The 19,417-nt window shown below is 62.9% G+C and carries 17 protein-coding genes and 4 tRNA genes; 20 read left to right on the top strand and 1 reads right to left on the bottom strand.

The window, feature by feature from the left end:
* Positions 1 to 70 precede the first annotated feature (70 nt).
* The 5 genes from clpX to FR728_RS07725 all read left to right on the top strand — a co-directional run bounded on the left by clpX (position 71) and on the right by FR728_RS07725 (position 6,861).
* Positions 71 to 1,336: an ATP-dependent Clp protease ATP-binding subunit ClpX gene (gene clpX / locus FR728_RS07745; RefSeq protein ID WP_149891987.1), complete on the top strand. Its 1,266-nt coding sequence runs from the start codon at positions 71 to 73 to the stop codon at positions 1,334 to 1,336.
* 391 nt (positions 1,337 to 1,727) lie between these two features.
* Positions 1,728 to 4,157 carry an endopeptidase La gene (lon, locus tag FR728_RS07740; RefSeq protein WP_149891986.1) on the top strand — a complete coding sequence of 810 codons (2,430 nt, stop codon included), beginning with the start codon at positions 1,728 to 1,730 and terminating at the stop codon, positions 4,155 to 4,157.
* 187 nt (positions 4,158 to 4,344) lie between these two features.
* The gene (locus FR728_RS07735; RefSeq protein WP_149891985.1) at positions 4,345 to 4,620 is read left to right on the top strand and encodes an HU family DNA-binding protein; all 276 of its coding nucleotides are present in this window, start codon (positions 4,345 to 4,347) and stop codon (positions 4,618 to 4,620) included.
* Between the two features lie 264 nt (positions 4,621 to 4,884).
* Positions 4,885 to 4,960, top strand: a tRNA-Val gene (locus FR728_RS07730).
* 134 nt (positions 4,961 to 5,094) lie between these two features.
* Positions 5,095 to 6,861, top strand: coding sequence for a caspase family protein (locus tag FR728_RS07725; protein ID WP_208998687.1), 1,767 nt, complete (start codon positions 5,095 to 5,097; stop codon positions 6,859 to 6,861).
* Positions 6,862 to 6,869: 8 nt separating this feature from the next.
* Here FR728_RS07725 and FR728_RS07720 read toward each other — a convergent pair whose 3' ends face one another.
* Entirely contained in the window at positions 6,870 to 7,514 is a 645-nt protein-coding gene (locus FR728_RS07720) for a helix-turn-helix transcriptional regulator (RefSeq protein ID WP_149891984.1), read from the bottom strand.
* A 512-nt stretch (positions 7,515 to 8,026) separates the two neighbouring features.
* On the opposite strand from FR728_RS07720, the gene FR728_RS07715 reads away from it, so the two are divergent.
* The 15 genes from FR728_RS07715 (at position 8,027) to nuoK (ending at position 19,417) form a co-directional block, all read left to right on the top strand.
* Positions 8,027 to 8,103 (top strand) — tRNA-Asp (locus FR728_RS07715).
* Positions 8,104 to 8,160: 57 nt separating this feature from the next.
* Positions 8,161 to 8,237, top strand: a tRNA-Asp gene (locus tag FR728_RS07710).
* 57 nt (positions 8,238 to 8,294) lie between these two features.
* Positions 8,295 to 8,371: transfer RNA gene (locus FR728_RS07705), tRNA-Asp, on the top strand.
* Positions 8,372 to 8,889: 518 nt separating this feature from the next.
* Positions 8,890 to 9,255, top strand: coding sequence for an NADH-quinone oxidoreductase subunit A (locus tag FR728_RS07700; protein ID WP_149891983.1), 366 nt, complete (start codon positions 8,890 to 8,892; stop codon positions 9,253 to 9,255).
* Positions 9,246 to 9,824: a NuoB/complex I 20 kDa subunit family protein gene (locus FR728_RS07695; protein WP_188318815.1), complete on the top strand. Its 579-nt coding sequence runs from the start codon at positions 9,246 to 9,248 to the stop codon at positions 9,822 to 9,824. The genes FR728_RS07700 and FR728_RS07695 overlap by 10 nt, the downstream gene beginning before the upstream one ends.
* 59 nt (positions 9,825 to 9,883) lie before the next feature.
* Positions 9,884 to 10,489, top strand: coding sequence for an NADH-quinone oxidoreductase subunit C (locus FR728_RS07690; protein ID WP_149891981.1), 606 nt, complete (start codon positions 9,884 to 9,886; stop codon positions 10,487 to 10,489).
* 12 nt (positions 10,490 to 10,501) lie between these two features.
* A complete protein-coding gene (locus FR728_RS07685; protein WP_149891980.1) occupies positions 10,502 to 11,686 on the top strand; it encodes an NADH-quinone oxidoreductase subunit D in 1,185 nt (394 codons plus the stop codon).
* Between the two features lie 81 nt (positions 11,687 to 11,767).
* Positions 11,768 to 12,982: an NADH-quinone oxidoreductase subunit NuoE gene (gene nuoE / locus FR728_RS07680; RefSeq protein WP_149891979.1), complete on the top strand. Its 1,215-nt coding sequence runs from the start codon at positions 11,768 to 11,770 to the stop codon at positions 12,980 to 12,982.
* A 9-nt stretch (positions 12,983 to 12,991) separates the two neighbouring features.
* Complete coding sequence (gene nuoF / locus FR728_RS07675; RefSeq protein ID WP_149891978.1) at positions 12,992 to 14,293, top strand: NADH-quinone oxidoreductase subunit NuoF; 1,302 nt, start codon at positions 12,992 to 12,994, stop codon at positions 14,291 to 14,293.
* A gap of 26 nt (positions 14,294 to 14,319) precedes the next feature.
* The gene (gene nuoG, locus FR728_RS07670) at positions 14,320 to 16,416 is read left to right on the top strand and encodes an NADH-quinone oxidoreductase subunit NuoG (RefSeq protein ID WP_149891977.1); all 2,097 of its coding nucleotides are present in this window, start codon (positions 14,320 to 14,322) and stop codon (positions 16,414 to 16,416) included.
* Positions 16,417 to 16,432: 16 nt separating this feature from the next.
* A complete protein-coding gene (gene nuoH / locus FR728_RS07665) occupies positions 16,433 to 17,494 on the top strand; it encodes an NADH-quinone oxidoreductase subunit NuoH (RefSeq protein WP_149891976.1) in 1,062 nt (353 codons plus the stop codon).
* Between the two features lie 11 nt (positions 17,495 to 17,505).
* On the top strand, positions 17,506 to 17,742 hold the full coding sequence (locus FR728_RS07660) for a hypothetical protein (RefSeq protein ID WP_149891975.1): 237 nt from the start codon (positions 17,506 to 17,508) through the stop codon (positions 17,740 to 17,742).
* A 25-nt stretch (positions 17,743 to 17,767) separates the two neighbouring features.
* Positions 17,768 to 18,256 (top strand): NADH-quinone oxidoreductase subunit NuoI, encoded by a 489-nt coding sequence (gene nuoI, locus FR728_RS07655; protein ID WP_149891974.1) that lies wholly within the window; start codon positions 17,768 to 17,770, stop codon positions 18,254 to 18,256.
* A gap of 114 nt (positions 18,257 to 18,370) precedes the next feature.
* Positions 18,371 to 18,985 (top strand): NADH-quinone oxidoreductase subunit J, encoded by a 615-nt coding sequence (locus FR728_RS07650; protein WP_149891973.1) that lies wholly within the window; start codon positions 18,371 to 18,373, stop codon positions 18,983 to 18,985.
* A gap of 123 nt (positions 18,986 to 19,108) precedes the next feature.
* Complete coding sequence (gene nuoK / locus FR728_RS07645) at positions 19,109 to 19,417, top strand: NADH-quinone oxidoreductase subunit NuoK (protein WP_149891972.1); 309 nt, start codon at positions 19,109 to 19,111, stop codon at positions 19,415 to 19,417.

Genomic DNA, 19,417 nt, shown 5'->3' with positions numbered 1-19,417 from the left:
CTGCCTTATTTTGGCTCGATCTGGAACGATAAGGGGGAAGCTCCTCCTTAGAGAACGCGGGGTTGAATAGATGACCAAGGCCAGCGGCAGCGACTCCAAGAACACGCTCTACTGCTCGTTCTGCGGGAAGAGCCAACACGAAGTGCGCAAGCTGATCGCCGGCCCGACTGTTTTCATTTGCGATGAATGTGTCGAGCTGTGCATGGACATCATCCGCGAGGAAAACAAGTCTTCGCTGGTGAAGTCCCGGGACGGGATCCCGACGCCGCAGGAAATCCGCCATGTTCTGGATGACTATGTCATCGGTCAGAACAGCGCGAAGAAGGTCCTGTCCGTCGCCGTTCACAACCATTACAAGCGCCTGAACCACGCCTCGAAGAACAACGACGTGGAACTGGCGAAGTCCAACATCCTTCTGGTCGGCCCGACCGGCTGCGGCAAGACGCTTCTTGCCCAGACCCTGGCGCGCATCCTCGATGTGCCCTTCACCATGGCCGACGCCACGACCCTGACCGAAGCCGGTTATGTGGGCGAGGATGTGGAAAACATCATCCTGAAGCTGCTGCAGTCGGCAGACTACAACGTGGAACGCGCACAGCGCGGCATCGTCTACATTGACGAGGTGGACAAGATCAGCCGCAAGGCCGACAATCCGTCCATCACCCGCGACGTGTCCGGCGAAGGCGTGCAGCAGGCCCTGCTGAAGATCATGGAAGGCACCGTGGCTTCCGTGCCGCCCCAGGGCGGCCGCAAGCATCCCCAGCAGGAGTTCCTGCAGGTGGACACGACCAACATCCTGTTCATCTGCGGCGGCGCCTTTGCGGGCCTCGACAAGATCATTTCCGATCGCGGCACCAAGACCTCCATCGGCTTCAAGGCCAAGGTGAGCGCTCCTGAAGATCGCCGCATCGGCGAGCTCTTCTCCGAGCTGGAGCCGGAAGACCTGCTGAAGTTCGGCCTGATCCCGGAATTCGTCGGTCGTCTGCCGGTCATCGCGACCCTCGAGGATCTCGATGAACCTGCTCTGATCACGATCCTGACCGAGCCGAAGAACGCTCTGGTCAAGCAGTATCAGCGCCTGTTCGAGATGGAACAGGTGGAGCTCACCTTCCACGAGGACGCCCTGTCGGCGATCGCCCGCAAGGCCATCGACCGCAAGACCGGTGCCCGTGGCCTGCGCTCCATCCTGGAAGCCATCCTGCTCGACACCATGTACGAGCTGCCGGGGCTGAAGGGTGTGAAGGAAGTGGTCATCTCGCCGGAAGTGGTGAAGGGCGAGGCGCGCCCGCTCTACATCTACGAAGACCGCGAGGAAACCACGGCAACGGGCGCCTGACGCGCCCTTGCGGTTTACCCGGGTCTCCGACGGCTGTCGTCACGCTTTCAGGGTGTGGCGGAACGTCTCCGGTCCGGCGGTTCAAGACAAGGATGCCGTCCTCCTTCCGGAGGGCGGCATTTTTTGTCAAAGCGGTGCAAAAGATCAGTTTTCCACCGCCTGATCGGATCATCCCGGGGTTTCTTGCCGTCGGGGTCCGTGTGCCTTGACAGGGCGGTCCCCGGTGTCCACCTAATAGGTCGACTAAGGCGTCTCACAAGCGGTTCGGGCCGCGCCCATCTGGGGTGATCCGAACCGGCCATTTCGCGGCTTCCTCCCCGCCGCAGGCGCCTGGAAGCGTACACCGGCTGCCCGATCGCGGGGGCGGTGGCGCGCAGAGAAAGGAAAGAAAATGAGCGATCACGACATCCGCTCTGAGGATCAGGGCTCCAGCGCCGTCTACCCGGTGCTGCCACTGCGGGACATTGTTGTCTTTCCGCACATGATCGTTCCGCTCTTCGTTGGCCGCGAGAAGTCCATCCGCGCCCTGGAAGAGGTGATGACCACCGACAAGCACATTCTCCTGGCCACCCAGAAGAACGCCGGTGACGACGATCCCAGCTCCGACGACATTCATGAGGTCGGTACCCTCGCAACCGTGCTGCAGCTGCTCAAGCTGCCCGACAACACGGTGAAGGTCCTGGTCGAGGGCGGCGCACGTGCCCGCATCGACGAGTACACCGACCGTGCCGAATATTACGAGGCAACCGCCACCGTGCTGCCGGAGCGCGATGGCGACAACATCGAGGTCGAGGCCCTGGCCCGCTCGGTGGTGGCCGAGTTCGAAAACTACGTGAAGCTCAACAAGAAGGTCTCTCCGGAGGTCCTGGGCGCCGTCAACCAGATCGAGGACTACTCGAAGCTGGCCGACACGGTGGCCTCGCATCTGGCTGTGAAGATCACTGAGAAGCAGGAAATCCTCGGCATCGTCTCCGTCTCCGAGCGTCTGGAACGGGTGCTGGGCATGATGGAGAGCGAGATCTCCGTTCTGCAGGTGGAAAAGCGCATCCGCTCGCGGGTGAAGCGCCAGATGGAGAAGACCCAGCGCGAGTACTATCTGAATGAGCAGATGAAGGCCATTCAGAAGGAACTCGGCGACAGCGAGGACGGTCGCGACGAGATCGCCGAGCTGGAAGAGAAGGTCAAGGCCACCAAGCTGACCAAGGAAGCGCGCGAACGCGCCGCAGCCGAGATCAAGAAGCTGAAGCAGATGTCGCCGATGTCTGCGGAAGCGACGGTGGTGCGCAACTATCTCGACTGGCTGATCGGCATTCCGTGGAACAAGCGAAGCAAGGTCAAGCACGACCTGGAGTTCGCCGAGACGGTTCTCGACACCGATCACTATGGCCTCGAGAAGGTCAAGGAGCGGATCGTCGAGTATCTGGCGGTGCAGAAGCGGGCCAACAAGCTGAAGGGTCCGATTCTCTGCCTCGTCGGCCCTCCCGGCGTCGGCAAGACCTCTCTGGGCAAGTCCATCGCCAAGGCGACGGGTCGCGAATTCGTGCGCATTTCGCTGGGCGGCGTGCGTGACGAGGCCGAGATCCGCGGTCACCGGCGGACCTATATCGGCTCCATGCCGGGCAAGGTCATCCAGTCCATGAAGAAGGCGAAGAAGTCCAACCCGCTCTTCCTGCTCGACGAGATCGACAAGATGGGCATGGACTTCCGCGGGGATCCGTCCTCGGCCCTGCTCGAGGTGCTGGATCCGGAACAGAACGCCACCTTCATGGACCACTACCTTGAGGTCGAATATGACCTCTCGGACGTGATGTTCGTGACCACGGCCAACACGCTGAACATTCCCGCGCCCCTGATGGACCGCATGGAAGTGATCCGCATTGCCGGTTACACGGAAGAGGAAAAGGCAGAAATCTGCCGTCGTCACCTCATCCCGAAAGCCGCCAAGGACCATGGTCTGAAGGACGGGGAGTTCTCGATCACCGACGAGGCCCTGCAGTTCGTGGTGCGTCGCTACACCCGTGAGGCGGGCGTGCGTAATCTCGAGCGCGAAATGGCGACGCTTGCCCGGAAGGCCGTCAAGGACATCCTGATGAGCGACAAGACCTCCATCGAGGTCACGCCGGAGATCGTCGAGAAGTACCTGGGCGTTCCGCGCTATCGTTATGGCGAGGCGGAAACGGAAGATCAGGTCGGCGTTGTCACGGGTCTGGCCTGGACCGAGGTGGGCGGCGAGCTGCTGACCATCGAAGGCGTCATGATGCCTGGCAAGGGCAAGATGACGGTGACGGGCAACCTGAAGGACGTGATGAAGGAATCGATTTCCGCAGCTGCATCCTACGTGCGCTCGCGGGCCGTCGATTTCGGCATCGAGCCGCCGCTCTTCGACAAGCGGGACATCCACGTGCACGTGCCGGAAGGCGCCACGCCCAAGGATGGTCCGTCGGCCGGCATCGCCATGGCGACGGCCGTCATCTCCACCATGACCAGCATTCCGGTGCGCCGGGACGTGGCCATGACCGGGGAAATCACCCTGCGCGGCCGCGTGCTGCCCATCGGTGGCCTGAAGGAGAAACTGCTGGCGGCCCTGCGCGGTGGCATCAAGACGGTGATGATCCCGCAGGACAATGCCAAGGATCTGGCCGACATTCCGGACACGGTGAAGAACTCGCTCGAGATCATCCCTGTCTCCGGCATGGAAGAGGTGCTCAAGACCGCGCTGGTCCGGGTGCCGGATCCGATCCAGTGGGACGAGGCAGCGGCTGATGCCGCCGCAAAGACCCGGCCGCAGGAGGACGAATCGGCGGGCTTCGTCGCCCACTGATCTTCCCCTACTGCGATGCAGCATCCGGAAACCCCCGCCCTTGGCGGGGGTTTTCTTTTGGAAATTGCTGAAATTGGCTGTTTTCCGCCAAAAATGGCTTGCGTTTGGAGGCGTTTCGCCTGACTTTCCGGCAACGGCGCCGACGAGAATCGTCGGCCATCTGCCGTCTCTTAGAAAGGTATGAGCTATGAACAAGAACGATCTGATCGCAGCCGTTGCAGAGAAGACTGGCCTCACCAAAGCCCAGGCCGGCGAAGCTGTTGACGCAACGTTCGACACGGTCACTGAAACCCTGAAGGCCGGCGACGAAGTTCGCATCATCGGCTTCGGCAACTTCTCCGTGTCCGAGCGCGCTGCCACCGAAGGCCGCAACCCGCGCACCGGTGACACCATTCAGATCCCGGCTTCCAAGACGCCGAAGTTCAAGGCCGGCAAGGGCCTGAAGGACGCCGTGAACGCCTGATCGGCGCTTCCGCTCTTTCAAAGACGGTCTGCCAGGGCCCTGCGGTTTCCGCAGGGCCTTTTGTTTTGCTTGTGGATGGCGCAGCGTGCAGGTAGGGCAGGCGTGGGCGGTGAGAGGTCGTTTTGCGCGGCAGACGCGGCGTCGCCTTGGGCGCGCGCCTTTCTCCATCCACAGGGCGGCGCGGCAACGTCGTCAAGGCTCTTGCAAAGGCCGGGGCTTGCGCCTACAAGGCTCCCACTGCGCGCCCGACACGGGCCGGCGTCAGGGCGATTAGCTCAGTTGGTAGAGCGCCTCGTTTACACCGAGGATGTCGGGAGTTCGAGTCTCTCATCGCCCACCAATCCCTTCTCCTTTCATCTCGTTGCCGACCTTGCGCTTCTCGATCAGCGCGGGCTTGGTTTACCCTGTGTGCCTTCCGCTTTTGACACCTCTCTGACGGTTTCTTACCATGCGTCAGTTTCATGAGGTGCTTCATTGCGATTCCCGGCTTTTCTGCTCACCCTTCTGCTGATCCTGTCCTGCGGGGCCGCCCATGCGGAGCGACGGGTTGCCCTTGTCATCGGCAACTCGGCCTATGTTCATGCGGCCGCGCTTCCGAATCCGAAGAATGATGCGCTCGGCATGAGCGAGAAGCTCGAAGATCTCGGCTTCGAGGTGGTGCGCGGGGTCGATCTGGATCTGGGCGCCATGCGCGGCACCATCCGGGATTTCGTCGGCAAGCTGGAGGGGGCGGACATGGCGCTCTTCTTCTATGCGGGCCACGGGTTGCAGGTGGGGGGCGAGAACTATCTGGCGCCGGTGGATGCGCGGCTGCGCTCCTATCTGGATCTCGATTTCGAGGCGGTGCCCGTCAATCTGGTGCTGACCGCGATGGAGCGGGCGGCGAAGGTCAACCTGGTGTTTCTCGATGCCTGCCGGGACAATCCTCTGGCTGAGACCCTTGCGCGCTCCATGGGAACGCGCTCGGGCAGTGTAGGCCGGGGGCTTGCCAAGGTCGGGTCGGGGGTCGGGTCCCTCGTCTCCTTTGCCACCCAGCCGGGCAATGTTGCGCTCGATGGGGCAGGGGACAACAGCCCCTTTACCACGGCGCTCCTGAAGCATCTGGGCACGCCGGGGCAGGACATCACCCGGGATCTGGTGCTGGTGCGCCGGGACGTGCTGCAGCAGACCGGTGGCAAGCAGGTGCCCTGGGACAATTCCTCTCTCACCGGTGAAGTGATTCTGAAGGCCGCGCCGGTGGTGGTGACCCCGCCGGAGCCCGCCGGACCGGATCCCCGGGTGGAGCTTACCTATTGGGAGACCATCAAGGGGGGCTCGTCGGCGGCCTATTTCGAGACCTATCTCAAGCGCTTCCCGGACGGTCAGTTCGCCGATCTCGCCCGTCTGCGGCTTGAGGACCTCAAGGCGGCGGAGACGGCGGCTCGGGAAGAAAAGGCGCGCCCGGCGCCGGAGCCCGTCGCGACCGGACCTGATCCCCGCATCGAGCTGGCCTATTGGCAGTCGGTTCAGGATGCCGGCTCGGTCGGCATGTTCCAGAGTTACCTCGCGCGCTATCCGGAGGGCATCTATGCGGAGCTGGCGCGGCTGAAGATCGACGCGCTGACCCGTGCGGCGGAGGCCGGGGCGCAGTCAGCCGCGCAGTCAGCCGCGCAGGACAAGGTCACGGTTGCCAGTCTGGCACCCGAGGAAGGCCGCCAGGCAGAGGAGCCGGCGGCACTCGATCGTTCCCCCACCGGGCCGTCAGGCGCGGCAATCGAACCAGCGGAGCTGGCCCGCTCTCTGCAACAGGAGCTCAATCGGGTTGGCTGTTCGGTTGGCACCGTGGATGGAGACTGGGGCGCGCGCAGCCGCCGGGCGCTTTCGACCTACGGGAAGGAAGCCGGGATCCGCCTGTCGTCGCTTGATCCGTCGGCTGAGGTCCTCGAGCAGATCCGCCGCAGTTCTGGCCGGGTCTGCCCGCTGGCCTGTGGCGCCAATCAGGAAGAGCGCAATGGTCGCTGCGTGGCGAAGCCTCAGGCGGCGGGAGGAGCGGCAGGAGGGGCGACGACGGCGCGGGTGGACAGCAAGGCGACGGCCTCGGCAGGGGCCTGCCCGGCGGATGCGCGCAATGCGGCGCGCCCCCTGATCAAGTGGAACTATCGGCAGCTCTTCGCCGTGGTTCAGCACCCTTGCGGACGCAAGATCACCTGCACCATTCCGCCCAACAGCTACAATGACATGAATTGCTTCTGGGAGAAGTAGGTCGGGATTTACGAGGAGCGCAGGTCCTGGGCGATGGCAAGTGCGATCAGATGGGTCACGTTGCGCGCGCCGAACTTGATCTTCAGGGCCTGGATCCGGTGTTCCACCGAGCGGCGGGTGACGCCGAGCAGGGGTGCAATCTCCTTGGGCTGCTCGCCCAGGGCCAGATGTTGCAGGATCGTGCTTTCCTGAGGGGTCAGGTCGGAGCGGCTCGGCGCCAGCGGCAGCACGAGATTGATCATCATCAGGCCGAGCGCCCAGGCCGGGCGGGCGGTACCGCCTGTGCGCTGTGGCAAGATCAGCCGGTCGTAACGGTAAAGCCGGTCGACAATCGGAGAGACGACCTGGTCCACCATATGGCGGCCGGTCTCGCGCACCTCCGCATAGGCGGCGAGCAGAAAGCGCCGGGCATAGGTCTGGTCCGGGATCTCGCCAATCCGGATCGGGGGGAGCGGGGCCGACGGGAGGTTCTGTCTCAGGCAGACGAAGAGAAAGTCCTCCGGCCGCTCCGGTGTCAGATCCACCTGAAAGATGTTCAGGGCCGGACCTTCGCACAGTTGCCCGAGGCGCGCGGCAAGGCCTGCCGGGCCGGCGTTCTCTGGTTCATTGGACCACAGGTCCAGAGCGTCACAAATGAAAGCGTCGAATTGCATGCCGATCGGTGATCCGTAAAAATAGAAATAAAAAAATAATGCAATGTGCGCATTGGATAGCCACTCCTGACGGGCACGTAAAGCGGTTTGGCGTGGCGCAGATCGTCAAACTGTCGCAATTTTTAGAGAACTTCGTTCACTAAATCCCCCGATCCACTGGATTAGGTCCACCCATTCAGTCCTGACGGCTGATCATGTCCGTTCGCGACTTGCCTGCGTGGGGCCGTCGCGGGGGAGGGCGTCAGTCATCGTCGCCCCGGGTCAGAAGCCCGGCGTTTGCGGACCGGGGTTTTCGAAAACGCAAAAAAAACCGGCCAAGCCCTTTTGCGGAAATGTCTTTATCCACAAACCTCTGTCTTCGGAAACTGGCGTTTTTCCCGGAGTCTTGCCGGAGTTTGGGGAACTTTCGCAAAAACGTCATTTCGGGCTTTGCGGGGCGCTTGACTTCGCCGTCCTGTCGCCGTACATCGGCGTCACTCCACGGCGACAACGGGTCGCTGAGGGGTCCTTAAGCGGGTGTAGCTCAGTTGGTTAGAGTGCCGGCCTGTCACGCCGGAGGTCGCGGGTTCGAGCCCCGTCACTCGCGCCACTTTCTCTCTGGTCTTCGGATCAGAGATCGAGGAAGAGGCGCTTCACCGTTTATCGAGCGGGTGTAGCTCAGTTGGTTAGAGTGCCGGCCTGTCACGCCGGAGGTCGCGGGTTCGAGCCCCGTCACTCGCGCCACTTTCTCTCTGGTCTTCGGATCAGAGATCGAGGAAGAGGCGCTTCACCGTTTATCGAGCGGGTGTAGCTCAGTTGGTTAGAGTGCCGGCCTGTCACGCCGGAGGTCGCGGGTTCGAGCCCCGTCACTCGCGCCACTCACGGTTCTTCTCAAGGTTTCAGATGTTGATTTGCGGTCGGATGGGTCACCCTCCGGCCTTTTTCGTTTTTGCATGGCCCGGCTCGCGGGCCCTGGCCGAGTGGCCGCAGACTGCGTCGTTGCGCCGGAGCAGGGGCGGGGATCAGGATCCTGTTCGACGGCGCGGGCGAGACGGGTCGCGAGCCGTGATTGATTCCCCGGCAAATGGCGGGAAACCGGGCTTTGTCGAGGGGCGTGCCTCAGCCGTTGCTGGCGTTTTGCACCGGTTCGTGTCCGGTCAAAGGGGCAGAATGCCGCAGCTTGGTCCGATCTGACGCAAAGGCCGTCTTTTCTTTGACCGTGAAGGGTCTTGCGTTGCACTATCGCGTGGGCTAAGCGTGCCTGCGCATGCCGATGGTTCCTCACCCATCGGTGGATCGTCCCCAGGTGGCGCAGGACGCAATTGCAGCCCCAGTCGACGATCGCGACGGCCGGCCCCCTCAGCGGCTCCCGGCCCCATTGCAAGGACGCGAAGACATGGAAGAACTCTTGCGGGAATATGTCCCGATTGTCGTCTTCATCGGCATTGCGCTGGTGATCGGCCTGGCGCTGCTCGTCTCGCCCTTCCTTCTGGCCTATCGGAACCCCGATCCGGAAAAGCTGTCGGCCTACGAGTGCGGCTTCAACGCCTTCGATGATGCGCGCATGAAGTTCGATGTGCGTTTCTACCTCGTGTCGATCCTCTTCATCATCTTCGATCTGGAAGTGGCTTTCCTCTTCCCCTGGTCCGTCCAGTTCGCTTCGCTCGGCTGGTACGGCTTCTGGTCGATGATGGTGTTCCTGGGCGTCCTCACGGTCGGGTTCATCTATGAATGGAAAAAGGGAGCGCTGGAATGGGATTGACCACCACCGGCCCGCTCATCGCGGAAAGCCCGAAGGGCATCATTGATCCGAACACCGGCAAGCCGGTGGGCAGCGATGATCCGTTCTTCCTGGAAATCAACGAGGAACTGGCCGACAAGGGCTTCCTCGTCACCTCCACCGACGCCCTGATCCAGTGGGCCCGCACCGGTTCGCTGATGTGGATGACCTTCGGTCTCGCCTGCTGCGCGGTGGAAATGATCCAGGTTTCCATGCCGCATTACGACATCGAGCGCTTCGGCACCGCGCCGCGCGCCTCTCCGCGTCAGTCCGACGTGATGATCGTGGCCGGCACGCTGACCAACAAGATGGCTCCCGCCCTGCGCAAGGTCTATGACCAGATGCCGGAGCCGCGCTACGTGATCTCCATGGGATCCTGCGCCAATGGCGGCGGCTATTACCACTATTCCTATTCGGTGGTGCGTGGCTGTGACCGGATCGTCCCGGTCGACATCTATATCCCCGGCTGTCCTCCGACGGCTGAAGCGCTGCTTTACGGCGTGCTGATGCTGCAGAAGAAGATCCGCCGCACGGGCACCATCGAACGCTAAAAGACTTCCCCGGCGGCTTGCGCCGCCGACGAGGCTCCAACGGAGTGAGGGCTACACGAATGGACGAGACGCTCAAGGATCTGGCCGAGCACATCACGCTGTCGCTCGGCGGGGCCGTTCTCTCCTCGAAGGTGGAATATGGCGAACTGACGATCGAGGTCGGCCTGTCCGACCTGCTCGAGGTCATTCGCTTCCTGAGGGACAATTCCTCCTGCAAGTTCGTCAACATCACCGATGTCTGCGGCGTCGACTATCCGGCGCGCGACAAGCGGTTCGACGTGGTCTATCACTTCCTGTCGCCGGTCCAGAACCAGCGCATTCGCGTGAAGGTCGCCACCGACGAGGAAACCCCGGTTCCCTCGATCACCGGTCTCTTCCCCGGTGCGGAATGGTTCGAGCGCGAAGCCTACGACATGTATGGCATCCTGTTCTCCGGCCATCCGGACCTGCGCCGCATCCTGACCGACTACGGCTTCGACGGCTTCCCCCTGCGCAAGGACTTCCCCGTCACGGGCTATGTGGAGCTGCGCTACGACGATGAAAAGAAGCGCGTCGTCTACGAGCCGGTGAAGCTGAACCAGGAAATGCGCAATTTCGATTTCCTCTCGCCCTGGGAAGGCACGGACTACGTGCTGCCGGGCGATGAAAAAGCAACCACGAAGTAAGGCGCGCTGAAGATGGCTGAAGCACAAGTCCGCAACTTCAACATCAACTTCGGTCCGCAGCACCCGGCAGCGCACGGCGTGCTGCGTCTGGTGCTGGAGCTGGACGGCGAAGTCTGCACCCGCGTCGATCCGCATATCGGCCTGCTGCATCGCGGCACCGAGAAGCTGATCGAGCAGAAGACCTATCTCCAGGCAGTGCCCTATTTCGATCGGCTCGACTACGTGTCGCCGATGAACCAGGAACATGCCTTCGCGCTCGGCGTGGAAAAGCTGCTCGGCATCACCGTGCCGATGCGCGGCCAGCTGATCCGCGTGCTGTTCTCCGAAATCGGCCGCATCCTGTCGCATCTTCTGAACGTGACCACCCAGGCGATGGACGTTGGCGCGCTGACCCCGCCGCTGTGGGGCTTCGAGCCGCGCGAAGAGCTGATGGTGTTCTATGAGCGCGCTTCGGGTGCACGCATGCACGCAGCCTATGTCCGTCCGGGCGGGGTGCACCAGGACGTGCCGCAGAAGCTCCTCGACGATATCTGGGACTTCTGTGACCCGTTCCTCTCCCGTCTTGACGACATCGAGGGCCTGCTGACCGACAACCGCATCTTCAAGCAGCGCAATGTCGACATCGGCATCGTGTCGCTGGAAGATGCCTTTGCCTGGGGCTTCTCGGGCGTGATGGTGCGCGGTTCGGGCGCGGCATGGGACCTGCGCAAGTCGCAGCCCTACGAATGCTATGCGGATCTCGACTTCGACATTCCGATCGGCAAGAACGGCGACTGCTATGACCGCTATCTCATCCGCGTGGAAGAGATGCGCCAGTCGGTCCGCATCATGAAGCAGTGCCTGGAAAAGCTGACGGTCGAGACCGGCCCGGTCTCCTCCACCGACGGCAAGATCGTTCCGCCGAAGCGAGGCGAGATGAAGCGGTCGATGGAAGCGCTGATCCATCACTTCAAGCTTTATACCGAGGGCTATCATGTTCCGGCCGGTGAAGTTTACGCCGCCGTGGAAGCGCCCAAGGGCGAATTCGGGGTCTATCTGGTGTCCGACGGCACCAACAAGCCCTATCGCTGCAAGATCAAGGCACCGGGCTACAGCCACCTGCAGGCCATGGATTTCCTGTGCCGCGGTCACCAGCTCGCCGACGTTTCGGCCGTGCTGGGCTCGCTCGATATCGTGTTCGGCGAGGTCGACCGCTGATGGTTGCCGCCACCTTTGCTAACGTGACCCTGGCGGCCGCCTGCGCGGCTCCGGTCAAGACGACAGAACGGGGATAACACCATGGCAGTTCGCAGACTTGCCGCGGAACAACCTGAAAGCTTCGCGTTCACGGCCGAGAATCTCGCCTGGGCGAAGAAGGTGATCGACCGCTATCCGGCGGGCCGTCAGGCGTCCGCAGTCATCCCGCTGCTGTGGCGGGCCCAGGAACAGCATGACGGCTGGGTGTGCGAGCCGGCGATCCGCTACATCGCCGAAATGCTCGACATGCCGCATATCCGCGTGCTGGAAGTGGCCACGTTCTACACGATGTTCCAGCTGCAGCCGGTGGGCAAGAAGGCCCATATCCAGGTCTGCGGCACCACGCCGTGCCAGCTGCGCGGGGCAGGGGATCTGATCAAGATCTGCCAGAGCCGCATCGCCAAGCACATGCACGAGATCTCCGAGGACGGAAACTTTTCCTGGGAAGAGGTCGAGTGTCTGGGCGCCTGCGTGAACGCGCCGATGGTCCAGATCTTCAAGGACACCTACGAAGATCTGACCGAAGAGACCTTCAACAAGCTGCTCGACGACATCGAGGCTGGCAATCCGGTCACCCCGGGTCCGCAGAACGGCCGCCGCTTTGCCATGGCAGCCGGAGGCCAGACCTCCCTGACCGAGATCAAGGACGACACCGTCGGTGTCCTGCCGCAGCCGGTCGTTATCGACGGGTCCGAGCCGGCGTCCCATCACTTCACCGGTGATGCAATCAACACCGGTGGCAAGGACTATGACGGGGTCCCGACCCCGGCAGAGGACGCGGTTGCCAAGGTGAAGGCGGCGCATGCGGCCAAGATCGCGGCTGCCAATTCCGCAGCCGCTCAGGAAGCCGAGGCCAAGGCGCGCGCGCCGGAAGCCAAGGCCGAGAACGCGGCCCGTCCGAAGACCGAAGACCGCGCCGAAGTCGAAGTGGCGCGCAGCGGTGCTGCCAGCGACGAGCAGGAGCCCAAGCTCCTGAGCGCGCCGGACGGCGGCAAGGCGGACGATCTCAAGCAGCTCAAGGGCGTTGGCCCGGCGCTGGAAAAGACCCTGAACGAGCTCGGCATCTATCATTTCGCGCAGATCGCGGAATGGAGCGCCAAGGAAATCGCCTGGGTCGACAGCCGCCTGAAGTTCAAGGGCCGCATCGAGCGGGATGGCTGGATCGACCAGTCCAAGATCCTGGCCGCCGGCGGTGAAACCGAATTCTCGAAGCGTGTCGCCGCCGGCGAAGTGCCTTCGAGCAAGAACGAAGAGTAGGAGATCGCCGTGCTGAAGGATCAGGATCGCATCTTCACCAACATCTACGGTCTGCATGACTGGGGCCTGAAGGGCGCCATGAACCGCGGCCATTGGGACGGCACCAAATCCATCCTGGAGAAGGGCCGCAGCTGGATCATCGACGAGATGAAGGCCTCGGGTCTTCGCGGTCGTGGCGGCGCGGGCTTCCCCACCGGCCTGAAGTGGTCCTTCATGCCGAAGGAAAGCGACGGTCGTCCGGCCTATCTCGTCGTCAATGCCGACGAATCCGAGCCTGGCACCTGCAAGGACCGCGAGATCCTGCGCCACGACCCGCACACGCTGGTCGAAGGCTGCCTGATCGCCGGTTTCGCCATGGGCGCGATCGCTGCCTATATCTATGTGCGCGGCGAGTTCATCCGTGAACGCGAGCGCCTGCAGGCGGCCATCGACCAGGCCTATGACGCCGGGCTGATCGGCAAGAACAACAAGAACGGCTACGATTTCGACATCTACGTTCACCACGGGGCCGGCGCCTATATCTGCGGCGAGGAAACGGCACTGCTGGAAAGCCTGGAAGGCAAGAAGGGTCAGCCGCGCCTGAAGCCGCCGTTCCCGGCGAACGTCGGTCTCTATGGCTGCCCGACCACCGTGAACAACGTGGAATCCATCGCGGTCGCCCCGACGATCCTGCGTCGCGGCGGGGCATGGTTCTCCGGTCTGGGCACGCCGAACAACACGGGCACCAAGCTCTTCTGCGTGTCGGGTCACGTCAATCAGCCGGCGACCTTCGAGGAAGAGCTGGGCATGCCCTTCGGCGAGATGATGGACCGGCATTGCGGCGGCATTCGCGGCGGCTGGGACAATCTGCTGGCGGTCATCCCGGGCGGGTCTTCCGTGCCGTGCCTGACGGCCGAGCAGATCAAGGACGCGCCGATGGACTTCGACACCCTGCGCGGTCTGGGCTCCGGCCTGGGCACGGCGGCGGTGATCGTCATGGACAAGTCGACCGACATCATCAAGGCGATCGCCCGCATCAGCTACTTCTACAAGCACGAGAGCTGCGGCCAGTGCACGCCGTGCCGTGAAGGCACCGGCTGGATGTGGCGCGTGATGGAACGCATGGTGAAGGGCCAGTCGTCTCGCGAGGAGATCGACATGCTCTTCAACGTGACGAAGCAGGTTGAAGGCCACACCATCTGTGCTCTCGGAGACGCGGCCGCATGGCCGATCCAGGGGCTGATCAAGAATTTCCGTCCGGTCATCGAGCAGCGCATCGATGACTACATTGCCCGGCCGAAGGCGGCCCCGGCGATGGTCGCGGCAGAGTAATTGGAACGGGATTTGGAGAGCAGGCGATGACAAAGCTGATCATCGACGGCAATGAGGTTGATGTCCCGTCGGACTACACGGTGCTTCAGGCCTGTGAAGCCGCTGGCGCCGAAGTGCCGCGTTTCTGTTACCACGAGCGCCTGTCGATCGCGGGCAACTGCCGCATGTGTCTGGTGGAAGTGAAGGGCGGACCGCCCAAGCCGACCGCCTCTTGCGCCATGTCCGTGCGCGACCTGCGTCCGGGCCCGAACGGCGAACCGCCGGTGGTGGAAACCAAGAGCCCGATGGTCAAGAAGGCCCGCGAAGGGGTGATGGAGTTCCTGCTCATCAACCACCCGCTGGATTGCCCGATCTGTGACCAGGGCGGCGAGTGCGACCTGCAGGACCAGGCCATGGCCTACGGGGTCGACGGCTCGCGCTTCCACGAGAACAAGCGTGCGGTGGAGAACAAGAACATCGGGCCGCTGATCAAGACGATCATGACCCGCTGCATCCACTGCACCCGTTGCGTGCGCTTCACGACGGAAGTCTGCGGTGTCACCGACATGGGCCTGATCGGCCGTGGCGAGGACGCGGAGATCACCACCTATCTGGAAGCCGCTCTGTCTTCCGAAATGCAGGGCAACGTGGCGGACCTGTGCCCGGTGGGCGCACTGACCCACAAGCCCTATGAATTCCATGCCCGTCCCTGGGAACTGGTGAAGACCGAAAGCGTCGACGTGATGGACGCTGTCGGCTCTGCCATCCGGGTCGACACCCGTGGCCGCGAAGTCATGCGCATCATGCCGCGCCTGAACGAGGCGGTGAACGAGGAGTGGATCTCCGACAAGTCCCGCTACATCTGGGACGGCCTGCGCACCCAGCGTCTCGACCGGCCCTATGCCAAGGTCGATGGCCGCCTGCAGCCGGTCACCTGGTCCGAGGCGTTCCGCATCATTGCCGAGAAGGTCAAGGCGACCTCCGGCGACCGCATGGGCGCCATTGCTGGCGATCTGGCTTCGGTCGAGGAAATGTACGCTCTCAAGAGCCTCATGACCGCGCTCGGCTCCGCCCACATCGACTGCCGTCAGGACGGGTCCAAGCTGCATCCGGCCAACGGCCGCGCCAGCTATATCTTCAACTCCTCCATCGAGGGGATCGAAGAGGCCGACGCCATCCTGATCATCGGCTCCAACCCGCGCCTCGAGGCTCCGGTGCTTAATGCCCGGATCCGCAAGCAGTGGCGCAAGGGCGGCTGCAAGATCGGCGTCATCGGCCAGGCGGCCGACCTGACCTACGATACCACCTATGTGGGTGCAGGCACCGACACGCTGGCCGATCTGGTCGCGGGCAACGGCTCCTTCCTCGACGTGCTGAAGGGCGCCAAGCGTCCGATGATCATCGTCGGTCAGGGCGCCCTGTCGCGGGTCGACGGTCCGTCCGTTCTCGGTCACGCGATCAAGCTGGCCGATGCGGTCGGCGCGATCTCTGCCGACTGGAACGGCTTCAACGTCCTGCACACGGCGGCCAGCCGCGTCGGCGGTCTCGACATCGGCTTCGTGCCGGGCGAGGGCGGCAAGTCGGTTCTCGACATGCAGCATGCCGGCGAGAAGGGCGAGCTGGACGTGCTCTTCCTGCTCGGCGCGGACGAACTGGATCTGGACGCGTTCAAGTCCACTTTCACCGTCTATATCGGCACCCATGGTGACCGCGGCGCCCACGCGGCGGACGTGATCCTCCCGGGCGCGACCTATACGGAAAAGTCGGGCACCTATGTGAACACGGAAGGCCGTGTGCAGCAGGGCAACCGCGCCGGTTTCCCCGTGGGCGAGGCCCGCGAGGACTGGGCGATCCTGCGTGCACTCTCCGCCGTGCTTGGTCAGGCTCTGCCCTTCGACACGCTGGGGGCGCTGCGCGCCAAGCTGGCGGCCGAGTTCCCGCATTTCCTCACCATCGACGGCATCGAAGCCGGCTCGATCGAGGATCTGAAGGGGCTGAGCGGTCTGGCCGGCAACCTGGAAGCCGCAGGCTTTGCCAACGCGGTCAACGAATTCTATCTCACCAACCCGATCGCACGGGCCTCCAAGACGATGGCGGAATGCTCCGCTCTCGCCAAGGCGCGCGCGGCGGTGGCAGCGGAATAAGGGGCAGGGGCGAACCATGTCGGACTTCATGACGACCTACGGCTTTCCCTTTCTTTGGATGGCCTTCCAGAGCATCCTCCTCATGGTGGTGCTGCTGGTTCTCGTCGCCTACATCCTCTATGCGGACCGCAAGATCTGGGCAGCCGTCCAGCTCCGCCGCGGCCCGAACGTGGTGGGTCCCTGGGGCCTGCTGCAGAGTTTCGCCGACCTTCTGAAATTCGTTCTGAAGGAACCGGTGATCCCGTCGGGCTCCAACAAAGTGCTCTTCCTGCTGGCGCCGCTGGTTTCCGTGATGCTGGCGCTGGCCGCATGGGCGGTGATCCCGGTGGCCGATGGCTGGGTGATTTCCAACATCAACGTGGGCGTGCTCTTCGTCTTCGCCGTGTCGTCGCTGGAAGTCTACGGGGTGATCATCGGCGGTTGGGCGTCCAACTCCAAGTATCCGTTCCTGTCGGCCCTGCGTGCTGCGGCCCAGATGGTGTCCTATGAAGTGTCCATCGGCTTCGTCATCGTGACGGTGCTGATGTGCGCCGGGTCGCTGAACCTGTCGGAAATCGTCCATTCTCAGGAAACCGGTCTGGCGACCATGATCGGCCTGCCGTGGCTGTCCATCCTCAACTGGTACTGGCTGCCGCTCTTCCCGATGTTCGTGGTGTTCTTCATCTCTGCCCTGGCCGAGACGAACCGTCCGCCCTTCGATCTTGCGGAAGCGGAATCCGAGCTGGTTGCCGGCTTCATGGTGGAATATGGCTCCACCCCGTACATGATGTTCATGCTCGGCGAATATGTGGCGATCTGCCTGATGTGCGCCCTGATGACCATCTTCTTCATGGGTGGATGGCTGCCGCCGTTCGACTTCGCGCCCTTCACCTGGGTGCCGGGCGTCATCTGGTTCATCCTGAAGTGCCTGCTCGGCTTCTTCATGTTCGCGATGGTGAAGGCCATGGTCCCGCGCTACCGCTATGACCAGCTGATGCGCCTGGGCTGGAAGGTCTTCCTGCCGCTGTCGCTGGCCATGGTGGTGATCGTGGCGGCCGTGCTGATGGCGACCGGCTGGGCGCCCCAGCCCGGCGCCTGAGGGACGCGGGCATGACCCCGTCGCTCGCAGGGCTGATCGGAGCCGGGCTCGGATTGTATCTGGGCTGGCTCGACGGCAAGGTCCTCTCGGGGATCCTGGGAGCGCAGGCAGAACGCAAGAGAGGCGAGGGGGCTGGCAACAGCATCCTCGTCCGGTACCAGGCCCAGATCCGGGCCCTGAGTTTAGGTTGTCCCTTGGTCGCGTTTCCGATCATTGGATATTGGGCCGGCATAAGTCTTGCCGGCTGAGGGATTTTAAGGGAAGGCACCAGCGATGGGACTTGATCAGGCCGCCAAATCGCTCTTTCTGAAGGAGTTCGTCTCGGCGTTCTTCCTTGCCATGCGCTATTTCTTCAAGCCGAAGGCAACGATCAACTACCCCTTCGAAAAGGGGGAGGTGAGCCCGCGGTTCCGGGGCGAGCATGCGCTGCGCCGCTATCCGAACGGGGAAGAACGCTGCATCGCCTGCAAGCTGTGCGAGGCCATCTGCCCGGCACAGGCGATCACCATCGAGGCCGGTCCGCGGCGCAATGACGGCACCCGCCGCACCACGCGCTACGACATCGACATGGTGAAGTGCATCTACTGCGGCTTCTGTCAGGAAGCCTGCCCGGTGGATGCCATCGTTGAAGGCCCGAACTTCGAATTCGCCACCGAGACCCGTGAAGAGCTCTACTACAACAAAGAAAAGCTCCTCGCGAACGGCGACCGGTGGGAGCGGGAAATCGCCCGCAACATCGCTTTGGACGCGCCCTACCGTTAAGGGCACAACGAATTTCAATCCGGGGACGGGGCAGCCCCGCGGACAATCCGGTCCGCCACGTGCGCGCCCCGCGCTCCACTCCCGGCTTCGGCCAGACGACAGGCAGGTCTTTCAATGATCCTGAGCGCCCTTTTCTTCTATCTGTTCGCCGGTGTGACGGTGGCTTCCGCCTTCATGGTGATCGCCTCCCGCAACCCGGTCCACTCGGTCCTGTTCCTCATCCTGGCCTTCGTCAACTCGTCGGGGCTCTTCATCCTGCTCGGAGCGGAATATCTGGCGCTGCTGCTGGTCGTCGTCTACGTCGGCGCGGTCGCGGTGCTGTTCCTCTTCGTGGTGATGATGCTGGACGTGGACTTCGTCGAGCTGCGCCAGGGCTTCCTGCAGTACATGCCGGTGGGCGCGCTGATCGGCATCATCCTGCTGATCGAGCTCATCCTGGCGCTGGGTGGCTGGGCCATCTCTCCGGAGCTTGCCGGTCACACGGCGCATCCGACCCCGTCGCTCGAGCTGGCCTCGAACGTCGAGGCGCTCGGCGCGGTGCTCTACACCAAGTACATCTTCTTCTTCCAGCTGGCAGGTCTGATCCTTCTGGTGGCGATGATCGGCGCAATCGTGCTGACGCTGCGCCACAAGGAATTCGTCAAGCGGCAGGATATTTCTGCACAGGTTGCCCGCAATCCCGCCACCTCGGTCGAGATCCGCAAGGTGGAAAGCGGCAAGGGCATCTGAGGACTCTTCCGGGCCGGCCTCTTTCCGGGGCCTGGTCCGAACATACGCATGATCCGGCACGAGCGGCACCTTCTACGCTCCTGACCGGTTGGATTTAACGAGGGGGAGCACGGCGAGGCGCCCATGGAAATCGGTCTGTCGCACTATCTGACGGTCGCAGCCATTCTGTTCACGATCGGGATCTTCGGGATCTTTCTGAATCGGAAAAACGTGATCGTCATCTTGATGTCCATCGAGCTTCTTCTGCTCGCGGTGAATATCAACCTGGTATCCTTTTCTTCCTTCCTGGGAGACCTGATGGGCCAGATCTTCACCATGCTGGTGCTGACGGTTGCCGCCGCTGAAGCGGCCATCGGTCTGGCCATCCTGGTCGTCTATTACCGGAACCGCGGCTCCATTGCCGTGGAAGACATCAATTCGATGAAGGGCTAG

It is taken from the genome of Roseibium aestuarii, assembly GCF_008477545.1.
Taxonomy (GTDB): Bacteria; Pseudomonadota; Alphaproteobacteria; order Rhizobiales; family Stappiaceae; genus Roseibium; species Roseibium aestuarii.
The sequence above is the reverse complement of the archived record's forward strand: the minus strand, read 5'-3'. Positions and strand labels throughout refer to the sequence as shown.